The organism is uncultured Roseovarius sp. (genome assembly GCF_913054395.1).
GTDB lineage: Bacteria > Pseudomonadota > Alphaproteobacteria > Rhodobacterales > Rhodobacteraceae > Roseovarius.
Genome location: NZ_CAJXIP010000103.1, coordinates 1 through 12833, shown reverse-complemented (window position 1 = coordinate 12833; position 12833 = coordinate 1). Strand labels below are relative to the sequence as shown.

The 12833-nt window shown below is 58.8% G+C and carries 15 protein-coding genes and 1 pseudogene; 11 read left to right on the top strand and 5 right to left on the bottom strand.

Annotated features, from left to right (window positions below; genetic code table 11):
• Positions 1-215, bottom strand: a pseudogene (locus QZ522_RS13590) (hypothetical protein); the annotation flags it as partial.
• On the opposite strand from QZ522_RS13590, the gene QZ522_RS13585 reads away from it, so the two are divergent.
• Positions 214-927: an HAD family hydrolase gene (locus tag QZ522_RS13585; protein ID WP_294612521.1), complete on the top strand. Its 714-nt coding sequence runs from the start codon at positions 214-216 to the stop codon at positions 925-927. The pseudogene QZ522_RS13590 and the gene QZ522_RS13585 overlap by 2 nt on opposite strands.
• A 42-nt stretch (positions 928-969) precedes the next feature.
• Here the strand turns inward: QZ522_RS13585 and QZ522_RS13580 are convergent, their stop codons facing one another.
• Positions 970-2196, bottom strand: coding sequence for an argininosuccinate synthase (locus QZ522_RS13580; protein WP_294612518.1), 1227 nt, complete (start codon positions 2194-2196; stop codon positions 970-972).
• Positions 2197-2322: 126 nt separating this feature from the next.
• On the opposite strand from QZ522_RS13580, the gene QZ522_RS13575 reads away from it, so the two are divergent.
• Positions 2323-3078: a threonine dehydratase gene (locus tag QZ522_RS13575; RefSeq protein WP_294612515.1), complete on the top strand. Its 756-nt coding sequence runs from the start codon at positions 2323-2325 to the stop codon at positions 3076-3078.
• A 39-nt stretch (positions 3079-3117) separates the two neighbouring features.
• Complete coding sequence (gene ilvA, locus QZ522_RS13570; protein ID WP_294612512.1) at positions 3118-4356, top strand: threonine ammonia-lyase IlvA; 1239 nt, start codon at positions 3118-3120, stop codon at positions 4354-4356.
• Here the strand turns inward: ilvA and QZ522_RS13565 are convergent.
• Positions 4353-4685 carry an Hpt domain-containing protein gene (locus QZ522_RS13565; protein ID WP_294612509.1) on the bottom strand — a complete coding sequence of 111 codons (333 nt, stop codon included), beginning with the start codon at positions 4683-4685 and terminating at the stop codon, positions 4353-4355. The two genes, ilvA and QZ522_RS13565, sit on opposite strands and share 4 nt — an antisense overlap.
• A 161-nt stretch (positions 4686-4846) precedes the next feature.
• Between QZ522_RS13565 and QZ522_RS13560 the strand changes: the two genes are divergently transcribed.
• Positions 4847-6112, top strand: coding sequence for a SpoIIE family protein phosphatase (locus QZ522_RS13560; protein ID WP_294612527.1), 1266 nt, complete (start codon positions 4847-4849; stop codon positions 6110-6112).
• On the opposite strand, the gene QZ522_RS13555 is transcribed toward QZ522_RS13560, so the two are convergent.
• Entirely contained in the window at positions 6087-6530 is a 444-nt protein-coding gene (locus QZ522_RS13555) for an NUDIX hydrolase (RefSeq protein ID WP_294612506.1), read from the bottom strand. The genes QZ522_RS13560 and QZ522_RS13555 overlap by 26 nt on opposite strands.
• A gap of 77 nt (positions 6531-6607) precedes the next feature.
• Between QZ522_RS13555 and QZ522_RS13550 the strand changes: the two genes are divergently transcribed.
• From QZ522_RS13550 to QZ522_RS13530, 5 genes are all read left to right on the top strand, one after another.
• On the top strand, positions 6608-7603 hold the full coding sequence (locus QZ522_RS13550) for an Hsp33 family molecular chaperone HslO (RefSeq protein WP_294612503.1): 996 nt from the start codon (positions 6608-6610) through the stop codon (positions 7601-7603).
• Positions 7590-8192, top strand: coding sequence for a CoA pyrophosphatase (locus QZ522_RS13545; protein WP_294612500.1), 603 nt, complete (start codon positions 7590-7592; stop codon positions 8190-8192). The genes QZ522_RS13550 and QZ522_RS13545 overlap by 14 nt, the downstream gene beginning before the upstream one ends.
• Positions 8192-9337 (top strand): CCA tRNA nucleotidyltransferase, encoded by a 1146-nt coding sequence (locus QZ522_RS13540; RefSeq protein WP_294612524.1) that lies wholly within the window; start codon positions 8192-8194, stop codon positions 9335-9337. Before QZ522_RS13545 ends, QZ522_RS13540 begins: the two co-directional genes overlap by 1 nt.
• 42 nt (positions 9338-9379) lie before the next feature.
• Positions 9380-10603, top strand: coding sequence for a class I SAM-dependent RNA methyltransferase (locus QZ522_RS13535; RefSeq protein ID WP_294612498.1), 1224 nt, complete (start codon positions 9380-9382; stop codon positions 10601-10603).
• Between the two features lie 76 nt (positions 10604-10679).
• Positions 10680-11180, top strand: coding sequence for a L,D-transpeptidase family protein (locus QZ522_RS13530; protein WP_294612496.1), 501 nt, complete (start codon positions 10680-10682; stop codon positions 11178-11180).
• Here the strand turns inward: QZ522_RS13530 and QZ522_RS13525 are convergent, their stop codons facing one another.
• Positions 11181-11693, bottom strand: a complete 513-nt coding sequence (locus QZ522_RS13525; protein ID WP_294612493.1) for a CAP domain-containing protein — start codon at positions 11691-11693, stop codon at positions 11181-11183.
• A gap of 169 nt (positions 11694-11862) precedes the next feature.
• Here QZ522_RS13525 and QZ522_RS13520 point away from each other — a divergent pair, with 169 nt between their 5' ends.
• Both QZ522_RS13520 and QZ522_RS13515 read left to right on the top strand, forming a co-directional pair.
• Entirely contained in the window at positions 11863-12465 is a 603-nt protein-coding gene (locus QZ522_RS13520; protein WP_294612490.1) for a L,D-transpeptidase, read from the top strand.
• A gap of 144 nt (positions 12466-12609) precedes the next feature.
• The gene (locus tag QZ522_RS13515; RefSeq protein ID WP_294612487.1) at positions 12610-12798 is read left to right on the top strand and encodes a hypothetical protein; all 189 of its coding nucleotides are present in this window, start codon (positions 12610-12612) and stop codon (positions 12796-12798) included.
• Positions 12799-12833: the final 35 nt, after the last annotated feature.

The window sequence follows — 12833 nt, the reverse complement described above, 5'->3', positions numbered from 1 at the left end:
CGATTGACCTCACCTTCGTGAAATCCGATCTGCGCATTTTCCCATCGTGTATGCCAGAAATCTGCTTCCATGATCGGCCCCTGCCCTCTTTTGTTGCATCTGCGATTCGACGCTCCTAGACACAAGGTGGTATCAAAGGGGATCGGCAGGCAATGAGGAAATTCTTTCAATCGGAAAAGTGCGGCCATGGTGCCGCGACGGGGTATCTGTAACATGCGGATTGCGATGTGGTCCGGGCCACGCAACCTGAGTACGGCGATGATGTATTCCTTTGCCGCACGCGGCGATTGCGCGGTTGTGGACGAGCCGTTTTATGCGGCCTACCTTGACAAGACCGGGCTAACGCACCCGATGCGCGACGAAATTCTTGCCTCGCAGCCAACTGATCCGGCGGCGGTGATTGACGGGCTATTAGGCCCTATTCCGGCCCAAATGCCGCATTTCTATCAAAAGCACATGTCCCAGCATATGATCCCCGGGATGCCGCGCGACTGGGTTCAGAGCGTGACGAATGTGTTCCTGATCCGGCATCCGGCGCGCGTCGCGGCCAGCTTTTCGGCCAAATACGACAATCCGACACTTGCGGATATCGGGTTTGTCCAGCAGGCTGAGCTATATGATCAGATCAAGCAGGCAGGCGGGCGACCGGTGGTGATCGACTCGGGCGATATCCGTCGCGATCCCGAGCGGATGCTGAAGCGGCTTTGTGCAGCGATTGATCTGGACTGGACGCCGAAAATGCTCAGTTGGCCAAGTGGCGGGCACCCGGATGACGGGGTTTGGGCGGCGCATTGGTATGGGGCCGTGCATGAAAGCACCGGATTTGCCGCTGCTGAAGGGCCCCTGCCCGATCTTGACGGTCCGCGTGCGGCCCTGGCGGAGGCGGCAATGCCCGCCTATGAAAGGCTTTGTTCGGTGGCGATCTGAGATGGGCGCGCCATTGAAAGGCGCGCCCAGATTGATGTCGGCCTAGCCTTTAAGGCGACGATTGCGTGCCGCCAGAAGTTTGAGGCGCAGCGCGTTCAGCTGAATAAAGCCAGCCGCGTCTTTCTGGTCATAGGCGCCAGCGTCGTCCTCGAAGGTCACATGCGCCTCTGAATAGAGGCTATGATCGGACCAGCGGCCGACGGTGGTTGCCGAGCCTTTGTAAAGCTTGAGCCGAACAACGCCGGTCACGTGTTCCTGGCTTTTGTCGATCGCGGCCTGAAGCATCTCGCGCTCGGGGCTGAACCAGAAGCCGTTGTAAATAAGCTCGGCATAGCGCGGCATCAGTGAATCCTTGAGATGGCCTGCGCCGCTATCAAGGGTGATCTGTTCGATGCCGCGATGCGCCTCAAGCAAGACGGTGCCGCCGGGGGTTTCATAGATTCCGCGCGATTTCATGCCGACAAAGCGGTTTTCGACGAAATCCAGCCGCCCGATACCGTGCTTGCCGCCATATTCGTTAAGCCTGGTCAGGATCGTCGCCGGGCTCATCGCCTCGCCGTTGATCGCCACGGCGTCGCCTTTTTCAAAGCTGATTTCGATGAATTCCGGGGTGTCGGGCGCGTCTTCGGGGCTTACGGTGCGCTGATAGACATAGTCGGGCGCGGCCTCTGCCGGGTTTTCCAGAACCTTGCCCTCGGACGAGGTGTGCAACAGGTTGGCATCAACCGAGAACGGCGCTTCGCCACGTTTGTCCTTGGCGATCGGAATCTGGTTCTGTTCGGCAAAGGCCAAAAGCTTGGTCCGGCTGCTCAGATCCCATTCGCGCCAGGGCGCAATCACCTTGATATCGGGGTTAAGAGCATAGGCCGCCAATTCGAACCGCACCTGATCGTTGCCTTTGCCGGTCGCGCCATGGGATACCGCATCGGCGCCGGTTTCCGCGGCGATTTCGACCAGCCGCTTGGAGATCAGCGGCCGTGCGATCGAGGTGCCCAAGAGGTAAAGCCCCTCGTAAAGGGCGTTGGCGCGGAACATCGGAAAGACGAAATCGCGCACGAATTCTTCGCGCACATCCTCGATATAGATGTTCTCGGGTTTGATCCCCATCATCTCGGCTTTTTTGCGGGCCGGTTCAAGTTCCTCGCCCTGCCCCAGATCGGCGGTAAAGGTCACCACTTCACAGCCATATTCGGTTTGAAGCCATTTCAGGATGATCGAGGTATCAAGGCCACCAGAATAGGCCAGGACAACTTTTTTGGGCGCAGACATTACTTTCCCCTTGCGACAAATCTGGCTGGCGGAGTAGCGGCTTTTTCCTTGATGGGCAAGTGGAGCCGGTTGACCGAACCCTGTCACGTGTTAATGCAGATAAACAGTATCCTTAGAGGTGAGTCCATGAAAGCCTGGAAGATTTTTACCCTTTCGCTGAAAATGATATTTGGCAATCTGCCTCAGGTGATGAAGATCACGCTTGTTCCGGCATTGATCGGGTTCGCCTTCCTGATTGGCTATATGGCGATCCTGGGCATTTCGACCAGCCAGCTTTCAGGCGTTGAAAGCGGGTCGGGCGCCATCGGTGGCGGTGCCGCATTCGGGGGTTTCCTGCTTATGCTGGTTCTTGTCATGATCGCGCTATGGGTCATCGTGGCATGGCATCGGTTTGTTCTTTTGGCAGAATATCCGACCGGTTGGATTCCGACAGTGCGATTTGATCGTATCCTGTCTTATGCCGGTCATGCGATCCTGCTTGGCCTGTTGTCATTTGTCATCGTGTTACCCGTCGGGTTGCTAATGGGGGTTACCGCATCTGCCGCGCCAGTTGCGGGTATGGTCCTTATGGTGCTGATTATTCTGGCCCTGAACGTCATCATTTTCCGGCTGTCCCCGATTTTGCCCGCCGCCGCAATTGCCAAACCGCTCAAAATGAAAGAGGCTTGGGAGGCGACCAAGGGCGCGGATGGAACGATCCTTTTGCTCTTGATCATTCTGAGCGGTTTTCAGTTTGTCCTGCAATTTGCCTTGAGCCTCTTGGTGGTGATCCCGGTGCTCGGGCTTTTGATTATGCCTGTCGGCCTCCTGATTTCGGCGCTGATTAATGTGAGCATCCTGACCACGCTTTACGGGCATTTTATCGAGGGTCGCGATCTCTGACACTTGTCAGGGCGGGATGATTGCGGCACTCAGGCAGGCATGACTGATTTCAGAACCAGGGCCCAAGCGGCCGAGACCGCGATGCGCGAGGTGTTCGAACCGACACCGCTGCAACGCAATGATCATCTGTCCGAGCGCTATGGCGCCGAAATCCTGCTTAAGCGAGAGGATCTTTCGCCGGTGCGGTCCTATAAATTGCGCGGGGCGTTCAATGCGATGCGCAAGGCTCTGGCGCGCAATCCCGAGACCACGCAATTCGTTTGCGCCAGTGCGGGCAATCACGCGCAGGGCGTGGCGTTCATGTGTCGCCATTTCGGGGTCAACGGTGTGATCTTCATGCCGGTGACAACGCCACAGCAAAAGATTGGCAAGACGGAAAAGTTTGGCGGCGATGCGGTGACGATCCGCCTTACCGGCGATTATTTCGATGACACGCTGCATGCCGCCCAGGCCTATTGTGCGAAAACCGGCGGGCATTTCCTGTCGCCGTTCGACGATGAGGATGTGATTGAAGGCCAGGCCTCGGTCGCGGTCGAAATCGAGGCACAGCTTGACGGGCTGCCGGATCACGTGATCATGCCGGTGGGCGGCGGCGGTCTTTCTGCCGGGGTGCGAAGCTATGTCGGGGATCGCGCGAGGCTGACATTGGTGGAACCGATGGGCGGGGCCTGTCTTGGGGCCGCGCTTGCGGCGGGCAAGCCGGTGCGCCTGAACCATGTCGATAACTTTGCCGACGGGGCCGCAGTGGCACAGATCGGTGCCAGGACCTTTGCCCGGCTTTCCGGCCTTGACCCATCTGATGCCCTTGTCATTGACGAGGACCGGCTGTGTACGACCATGCTTGAGATGCTCAATATCGAGGGGATCGTTCTTGAACCGGCGGGCGCCTTGGCGGTCGATGTGCTCAAGGATATGGGCGAAGCGATCCGGGGCAAGACCGTCGTATGTGTCACCTCTGGCGGCAATTTCGATTTCGAGCGCCTGCCCGAGGTCAAGGAACGTGCCCAACGGTTTTCTGGCGTTAAGAAATACTTCATCCTGCGGATGCCGCAACGCCCCGGCGCCTTGCGTGAATTCCTGGAAATTCTTGGCCCCGATGACGATATTGCGCGGTTTGAGTATCTCAAGAAATCAGCCCGCAACTTTGGGTCCGTCCTGATCGGGATCGAAACCAAGAACCCGGAAAATTTTAAGCACTTCCTGCTGAAACTTGACGCGGCGGGATTCGATTACAGGGATATCACCAAGGATGAGGTTCTGGGCGAATTCCTGATCTAGGCGGCAATCACCCGGCCCAGATCTGAAAGAAACATGGATTTCGACCTGTCATAGCAGGTCAGAATCGCGGCAATATCGACGGTGTTCTGCTGTCCGGCGACCGCTGCCACCTCGCCCCTGTGGCAAAGCTCGGCAAAGGCGGCAAAGCCCAGGTTAAGTGCGCTGCCTTTCAGAAAATGAAGTTGGCTTTCAAGCGCTATTCGATCCGTGATCTGGCGCAATTTGTCGATTTCAACGTCCACCTCTTCGAGGAACAGCTCGACCACCTCGCCAAACGCATCTGGTCCGATTTCATCGCTCAAATCCTGAACCCGGTCCCAGTCAATCATTTTTCGGCCTCCTTTCGCTCTCTCGCAAGGCTTGCCGAAATCTTCTGAGAAAACGTTAAACGCGCCGACCAAGCGTTGAAAATTTTAGCATTCACACCCGGTTAAGGCAGCGGCGCTAGGTCTGGTTCAGGTCAGAAAATGGTGCGGTTGTGCGATCTAAAATGCAGGAAATGTCGGATATGGATGCGGGCGGCGGCGTAATCCGGCGTGTGTTGGTGGTCGATGACAGCCGCCTGCAACGCCGCATTCTGTCGGCGTCGCTTCAGCGCTGGGGTTTTGAGGTACAAGAGGCCGAATCGGGCGACGATGCCCTGGTGCTGTGCCGTGATGATCCCCCCGACCTTGTCATGAGCGACTGGATGATGCCGGGCCTGAGCGGTCTGGAATTCTGCAAGGAATTCCGCCTGATGTCGCGGGATCACTATGGCTATTTCATCCTGCTCACCTCGAAAAGCGACAAGGATGAAGTGGCGCTAGGGCTTGATGCGGGGGCGGATGATTTTCTGACCAAGCCGGTCAATGCCGCCGAGCTGCGCGCCCGTATTTCCGCCGGTGCGCGGATCTTGCGGATGGAGCGTGAGCTGATCGAAAAGAACCGGCTGATCAAGACGACGCTCGATGAATTGCAGACACTGTACGATCTGCTCGATAGCGACCTGATCGAGGCGAAGAAGCTTCAGCAATCTCTGGTCAGCGAACGTTATCGCGACTACGGCCCCGCCGAGGTTTCTTTGATGCTGCATTCTGCGGGTCATGTTGGCGGTGATCTTGTGGGCATGTTCCCGATCAGCAATCAGCGCATTGGCCTTTATGGCATGGATGTCTCGGGCCATGGCATCAGCTCGGCATTGATGACCGCGCGGCTTGCGGGATACCTTTCGTCCTCGGTGCCCGAACAGAACCTTGCGCTGCGCAAAACGGCCAGTGGTGAATTCGTTGCCCGCCCGCCATCCGAGGTGATCGCCAACCTCAATCGCCTGATCATGAGCGAGATGGAGACCGAGCATTACTTCACCCTGCTTTTGGCCGAGGTCGATCTTGCAAGCGGCAAGGTGATCATGGCCCAGGCGGGGCACCCATACCCGGCATTGCAGCGCGCCAACGGGCAGGTTGAATTCGTCGGGCGCGGCGGGCTTCCTGTGGGTCTGATTGACGGTGCCGAATATCAACAGTTCGAGGTCACAATGGCGCCGGGCGACCGCTTGTTGATCCATTCCGACGGGATCATCGAATGCGCGGGCACATCTGGTGGGCTGCTTGACGATTCCGGTCTTGCCGACATTCTGCGCGACTTGCGTCAGACACGCGGCATGGCCTGTCTCGAATCGCTGATCTGGAAACTGTCGGAATTCGCAGGGGATGCGGATTTTGCCGATGACGTGTCGGCGGTTCTGCTTGAGTTCAAGCCAAACCTGTTTCCCGGCTGACGAAAAACCGGTCACCTTCATTGCCAAGCTCACGCGCGGCGATTTCGGGGCTGATCCAGATTGCCTGATGTCCCGGTTCCGAGGGCGCGCCAAGTTCGCGGACCGGATGCGCGCGATAGATCACACAGACCTTTTCGGCCCAGAGATCGTACTCCGGCATGTAGGTGAAACGCCGAAACACCCCAAGACGCAGGGGCCGCGCGATTTTCCAGCCGGTTTCCTCGAAAACTTCGCGGTGCAGCGCCTGAAGCGGCGATTCGCCGGGATCAATCCCACCGCCAGGCAGCTGAAGCTCGGGTATTGGCGCGGCCTGATGGGTGACAAGAAGCTGCCCGTCGCGGGGCAAGATCGCATAAACCCCGGCGCGTTGCCGATACAAGATACCAGGTTTAGGTGTCTCTCCGAATCGTCTGATCATGGCTTGCCCCCTTGGACGCCGACTTGCCCTGCCTATATAGTCGCGATATGCCAAGAACCGGCACTGAAGGAAACCCCATGACACTCGGACAAAAAATCGCCTGGGACGACACCATTTTGCCGTTCCAGCTTGACCAGGCAGACATTCGAGGCCGCGTCGCGCGGCTTGACGGGGTGCTTGACGGTATCCTCAAGCAACATGACTATCCCCTTGTGGTCGAGGCGCTTGTTGCTGAAATGGCGCTTTTGACCGCCTTGATCGGCCAGACAATCAAGCTTCGCTGGAAGCTGTCGCTTCAGGTTCAGACCAACGGCCCGGTGCGGATGATCGCCACCGATTATTACGGTCCGACCGACGACGGCGAACCCGCCCGGATGCGGGCCTATGCCAGTTATACCCGCGAGCGGCTAACCGATGCCGCCCCGTTCAATCAGCTTGGCGAGGGCTATTTCGCGGTGATGATCGACCAGGGTGAGGGCATGGCGCCCTATCAGGGGATTACCCCGGTCGCAGGCGAAAGCCTGCGCAGTTGCGCCGAGGCCTATTTTGCCCAGTCCGAGCAACTCCCGACGCGCTTTGCCCTCAGCTTTGGCAAGTCAACCGAGGCGGGCGGCAACGAGCATTGGCGCGCCGGCGGGGTGATGCTTCAACATATGCCCAAGGCCTCGCCCTTTGCGCAGGGTGGCGCGTCCGGTGAAGGCGGTCTGTTGCGGCCTGAGGATATCCTTGAGGGTGACGATGCCGAAAACTGGACTCGGGCCAATGTGTTGCTTGATACGGTTGAAGACCTTGAAATGATCGGGCCTTCGGTGGCGCCGACCGACCTGTTGTTGCGGTTGTTCCATGAAGAGGCGCCGCGCGTCTTTGATGCCCAACCGGTGCGCTTTGGCTGTACCTGTTCGGAAGAGCGTGTGCGTAACAGCCTGTCAATTTATTCCGCCAAGGACATCGAGACGATGACCACGGAGGAAGGGATTGTGACCGCCGATTGCCAGTTTTGCAGCGCGCATTACCGGCTTGATCCGGCGACGGTTGGATTTGACGCGAAAGAGGGCTCCGGTGACGGATCCTGATCCGCTTGACCGGGTGCTTGATGCGCTTGACGCTGGGCGGCAGCCCTCGTCCGATTATGACCTCAACCCCGAGATCACCCTGCCTGCGGGGCGCAAGCTTCGGGCGGCGGGCGTCTTGGTGCCGGTGATTTCAACGGGCGGTGTGGCGCATGTCATCCTGACAAAACGGTCCTCGGCCCTCAAGCATCACCCCGGCCAGATCGCCTTTCCGGGTGGCAAGCAGGATTTGGGCGACGTTGATATCACGGCGACCGCCCTGCGCGAGGCGCAAGAGGAAATCGGCCTTGATCCCGCCAATGTCGAGGTCATGGGCCATTTGCCAAAGCATGAAACCGTTACCGGTTTTGACGTGACGCCGATTTTGGGGCGGGTGTCGCGCCGGTTTACACCGCGCCCCGAGGCGGGCGAGGTCGATGAGGTGTTCGAGGTGCCGCTGGCGCATCTGCTGACCCTGTCGCATTTCCGCGTCGAGCAACGTCGCTGGCTTGGTGGCTGGCGGCGCTATTACACGGTGCCATTTGGCCCCTATTACGTCTGGGGCGCCACTGCCCGTATTCTGCGAACCCTTGCTGACCTGGCAAAGCCATGATGCGGATCACCCAGGATTGGATCAAGGTTGGCGCGACACAGGCGGTGTGCAAGATGCTTGACGATGCCGGATATCAGGCGCTTTTCGTCGGCGGCTGTGTGCGCAATGCGCTTTTGGGGGCGTCGGTGGGTGATATCGACATTGCCACAGACGCCCTGCCCGATCAGGTGATGAAACTGGCCGATGCGGCGGGGCTAAAGCCGGTCCCGACAGGCATTGATCACGGCACGATTACGGTGGTTTCGGGTCACATTCCGCATGAGGTGACCACTTTTCGCGAGGATATAGAAACCTTTGGCCGCCATGCAACCGTGGCCTTTGGTGGTGATATCCGTGCCGACGCGCGGCGGCGTGATTTCACGATGAACGCGCTCTATGCCCGGTCCGATGGCACGATCCTTGATCCTTTGGGCGGGCTTGACGACCTTAACGCCCGGCGGGTGCGCTTTATCGAGAACCCGGAACAGCGCATCAAAGAGGATTACCTGCGTATTTTGCGGTTCTTCCGTTTTCACGCCTGGTATGGCGACCCGAATGGCGGGCTGGATGGCGAGGGGCTTGCGGCCTGTGCGATGAATATCGACGGCCTCGCCGATTTGTCGCGCGAACGGGTTGGTGCCGAGATGCTCAAGCTGCTGGGCGCGCCCGACCCTGCCCCATCGGTTGCCGCGATGCGCGCTGCGGGCGTTCTGATGGCTGTGCTGCCGGGGGCAGAGGATCGCGCGCTTGCACCACTTGTGCATCTTGAATCGGTCACTGATACGGGGCCAGACGCCATACGGCGCCTAGCCGCCCTTGGCGGTCAGGACGTGTCAGAGCGCCTGCGTCTGAGCAAGGCTCAGGCCAGGCAACTTGCGCATTTGCAGGATGGTGCGCTGGGTACGATGGGCGCATCGGAATTGGGGTATCGCCATGGCGTGGTCGAGGGGCATGACATGCTGTTGTTGCGTGCCGCGTTTCTGGAACAGCCGCTTGCACTTGGCGACGCCGACGCTCTTGCGCGCGGGGCCAAGGCAAGGTTTCCGGTGAAGGCCGCCGATCTGATGCCGGATTACACCGGCCCGGCCCTTGGCGCCCGTCTGGCCGAGCTGGAGCAGCGCTGGATCGCGTCGGGTTTTCGTCTTGGGCGTGACGATCTGGTTTAAGCACCCTTTATCGCGGTGCAAACTAGGGCTAAAGCCGAGGGCATGAGCCAACATAAAATCATTCGATTAGGTCACCAAGGCGACGGGATCGCCGCTGGCCCGGTTTTCGCCCCCCTTACCCTACCCGGCGAGGTGGTGAGCGGGACGCTTGAGGGTCAGGCGTTGCGCGATGTGAAAATCGACACGCCATCGCCCGACCGGGTTGCCCCGCCGTGTCGGCATTTCAAATCCTGCGGCGGCTGTCAGCTTATGCACGCCTCGGATGATTTCCTGGCGGACTGGAAACAGGATGTGGTGAAATCGGCGCTTGCGGCGCATGGGATCACGGCCGAATTTGCGCCGATCCATGTGTCGCCCGCGCAATCGCGTCGCCGCGCAACCCTGACTGCACGACGTACCAAAAAGGGCGCGATGGCCGGGTTTCATGCCAAGGGATCGGATGTCATCATCGAGATTCCGGACTGCAAGCTGTTGCATCCGGCCCTGATGGAGGCCGTGCCTGTGGCGTCTGCGCTCGCCGAAACCGGGGCCAGCCGCAAAAATGGTATTTCGGTCTCGGTCACCCTGTCGCTGAATGGTCTTGATATCGCGGTCAGTGACGGCAAGCCCCTGGATGGCCCGCTGCGTATTGCCCTTGCCGGATTGGCGGATCGCCATAATCTGGCGCGGCTGGCCTGGGATGGTGAGGTGGTCGTGACTCGGCATGCCCCCGATCAGATGTTTGGCACCTCGCGGGTTCAACCGCCGCCGAATGCCTTTTTGCAGGCAACGGCAGAGGGCGAAGCGGCCCTGGTGGCGGATGTGACGGCGATTGTCGGCACGGCGCGGCGCGTGGCCGATCTGTTTGCCGGCTGTGGCACATTTGCCCTGCCCCTTGCCAAAGGGGCCCAGGTTCACGCCGTCGAAGGAAATGCCGCCATGTGCGCCGCGCTTGATGCAGGCTGGCGCAAGAGCGCGGGCCTCAAGGCCGTGACGACCGAGGCGCGCGATCTTTTCCGCCAGCCGCTTTTGCCGGATGAGCTCAGGCGGTTTGACGCGGTGGTGATCGACCCGCCGCGCGCCGGAGCCGAGGCGCAGATTGCCGAGATTTGCCGCACCAATGTGCCCGCCATCGCCTATGTTTCTTGCAACCCGGCAAGTTTCGCGCGCGATGCAAAGGCGCTTTTGGAGAGTGGCTATCACCTTGGGCCGGTGCGTGTCGTGGATCAGTTCCGCTGGTCCTCGCATGTCGAGCTGGTGGCCGGTTTTTGCCTGACTCCTGCGTGATCACCGCAAATTTCTACTATCGTCGAATGGTGATATCGGGGTATGATTCACGTGAGCAGGACAACGGCAGTTTTCGATGAGACCTATTAGAATTTGCCTACTGATCGCGGGGCTTATGGGCCTCGCGGCGTGTGCGGCCCCGTCAAAGTTCAAAACCTACAACGGCCCCGAGGTGACTCGCGTTATCGTCAATAAAGGCCAACGGGAAATGATGTTGATGCATCATGACCAGGTGCTGAAATCGCATAAGGTCGATCTTGGATTTGCCCCGGAGGGCCACAAGGAATTCGAAGGCGACGGCAAGACCCCCGAGGGCGAATACACCGTTGACCGGCGCAATCCCAACAGCTCTTTCCACCTGTCATTGGGTATTTCGTATCCTAATGAACAGGATATCGCCTTTGCCAAGGCCGCCGGAAAGAAACCCGGCGGCGATATCTTCATTCATGGCGAGCCGAACAAGCTTGGGATTTTTGGCCCGGATTGGACGGCCGGGTGTATCTCGATCACGAATACCGAGATGGAGAGGGTTTATGCGATGGTCAGTGACGGAACGCCAGTGACCATCAACCCCTGATCACCCGCCCAGAACCATCGTCCACCAGATCTTGCCGTTGTCTTCCTGAAGCCAGGAGAACCCCATTTTTCGGGCATCCGGCGCAAGGATGACGCGGCGCGATGAGGGCTCTTCCATCCACGCAGACAGGGTTTCAAGCTCGGTTTCATAGGTTTCCGAGATCGTTTCGCCAACCAGGTGACCGGTATATCCCACACGTTTGACCCGCTCGATCGGCGAAGAGCCGTCAGAGCCGAAATGCCAGGGCCGGTTTTGCAGAGACATATCGCGCGAATGGGTTGCGGCGGCGGCGTTCAGCGACGCGTCGAGAATCACGGGCGATTGCCCGGCAGCCTGCCGCAAAGAGTTGACAGCATCGAGCATGCGAAACTGAATTTCCGCAGTGTCGCCTGACCTGATGCGATAAAGCTTGGGCAATGGTCTGCCGTCCGAGCCCAGTTGCGGCGGTGGCGGTGCCGCACAGGCCGCCAAAGCCAAAAGCGCCGACAGGAAGATGATGTAAAGACGGGCCATGATTTCAAACCACTCGGTATTGTTGTATAATCTGCTTTATCGTGGGGGGCGTTGCGATTCAAACCCACATACGCGCAAGTTCGCCGGATGACAGTTGTTTGAATTGCGACTGCGTCATTCGCGCCATATATTCCCACAATCCAAGGACCATAATCTGGAGAAACCAAAAATGGCCTCTGAAACCCGAGACATCTGGAACCGGCGGGCCTTTCTGGCCGGAACTGCCGCGCTGATCGGGGCGCCCGCGTTGGCGCAAAGCGTTGATGGTGAAGATACCGTCGAGATCGAGCGTGACGTCACCGAAACCGTTCGCCGCAACATTTCCAGTTTCCGCACCCTCGATTGGCAACCTTATTTTTCGAACCTCAACAAGGGCGCAATCCTTGTCGATATAGATTCGCGCGCGGTCCACTTCTGGAGCGAGGATGAGTCGGTCTATAAACTCTATCCCTCATCCGTACCGCTGACCGAAGATCTGACGCGGCGCGGCCGCACCTCGGTCGTGCGCAAGGTCGAAGGACCAAGCTGGCGGCCGACGCCTTCGATGTTGAAACGTAACCCCGAATGGCCGGCCTATGTGGGTCCGGGCCCCGATAACCCATTGGGTACCCACGCACTTTACCTGAGCTGGACCTATTACCGAATCCATGGCACCCACGACACCCGCAAGATCGGGCGTCGGTCGTCCAACGGATGCGTCGGTCTTTACAACGAACACATCGCAGAGTTGTTCGGATTGACCCAAGTAGGCACACAAGTGTTGCTAATTTGACGAAAACAGGGCCTGATATGTGATCGGGGCCTTAACTTGGGTTTGCAATCGAGTCTGAATGCTGGTTAGAAAAAAGCCACGAGGTTAAGTCTTGGGTGCTTGGCGTTGTATGTTACAATGCCGGGCCAATATCTGGAGGATAATATGAAGAAACTCGTTCTCGCCGCTGCCCTTAGCGCTGCTGCTTCGACCGCATTCGCTGGCAACCTGTCCGAGCCCGTCGTTGAGGCACCGGTCGTTGTTGAAGAAACCGCAGCAAGCTCGTCTGCTGCTGGTGTCTGGGTTCCGCTGGTCCTTCTGGCCATCGTCGCCGCAGTTATCGCTGCTGACTAATTCAGTATCGAAAGCAAAGAAAAAGGCAGTGGGAA

Bases quoted from the DNA above. Each gene is read 5' to 3' on its own strand.
- QZ522_RS13535 (WP_294612498.1), top strand. From the start codon at position 9,380: ATGAGCCAACATAAAATCATTCGATTAGGTCACCAAGGCGACGGGATC.
- ilvA (WP_294612512.1), top strand. From the start codon at position 3,118: ATGACTGATTTCAGAACCAGGGCCCAAGCGGCCGAGACCGCGATGCGC.
- QZ522_RS13550 (WP_294612503.1), top strand. From the start codon at position 6,608: ATGACACTCGGACAAAAAATCGCCTGGGACGACACCATTTTGCCGTTC.
- QZ522_RS13530 (WP_294612496.1), top strand. From the start codon at position 10,680: ATGAGACCTATTAGAATTTGCCTACTGATCGCGGGGCTTATGGGCCTC.
- QZ522_RS13515 (WP_294612487.1), top strand. From the start codon at position 12,610: ATGAAGAAACTCGTTCTCGCCGCTGCCCTTAGCGCTGCTGCTTCGACC.
- QZ522_RS13560 (WP_294612527.1), top strand. From the start codon at position 4,847: ATGCAGGAAATGTCGGATATGGATGCGGGCGGCGGCGTAATCCGGCGT.
- QZ522_RS13540 (WP_294612524.1), top strand. From the start codon at position 8,192: ATGCGGATCACCCAGGATTGGATCAAGGTTGGCGCGACACAGGCGGTG.
- QZ522_RS13575 (WP_294612515.1), top strand. From the start codon at position 2,323: ATGAAAGCCTGGAAGATTTTTACCCTTTCGCTGAAAATGATATTTGGC.
- QZ522_RS13520 (WP_294612490.1), top strand. From the start codon at position 11,863: ATGGCCTCTGAAACCCGAGACATCTGGAACCGGCGGGCCTTTCTGGCC.
- QZ522_RS13525 (WP_294612493.1), bottom strand. From the start codon at position 11,693: ATGGCCCGTCTTTACATCATCTTCCTGTCGGCGCTTTTGGCTTTGGCG.
- QZ522_RS13565 (WP_294612509.1), bottom strand. From the start codon at position 4,685: ATGATTGACTGGGACCGGGTTCAGGATTTGAGCGATGAAATCGGACCA.
- QZ522_RS13580 (WP_294612518.1), bottom strand. From the start codon at position 2,196: ATGTCTGCGCCCAAAAAAGTTGTCCTGGCCTATTCTGGTGGCCTTGAT.
- QZ522_RS13555 (WP_294612506.1), bottom strand. From the start codon at position 6,530: ATGATCAGACGATTCGGAGAGACACCTAAACCTGGTATCTTGTATCGG.
- QZ522_RS13585 (WP_294612521.1), top strand. From the start codon at position 214: ATGCGGATTGCGATGTGGTCCGGGCCACGCAACCTGAGTACGGCGATG.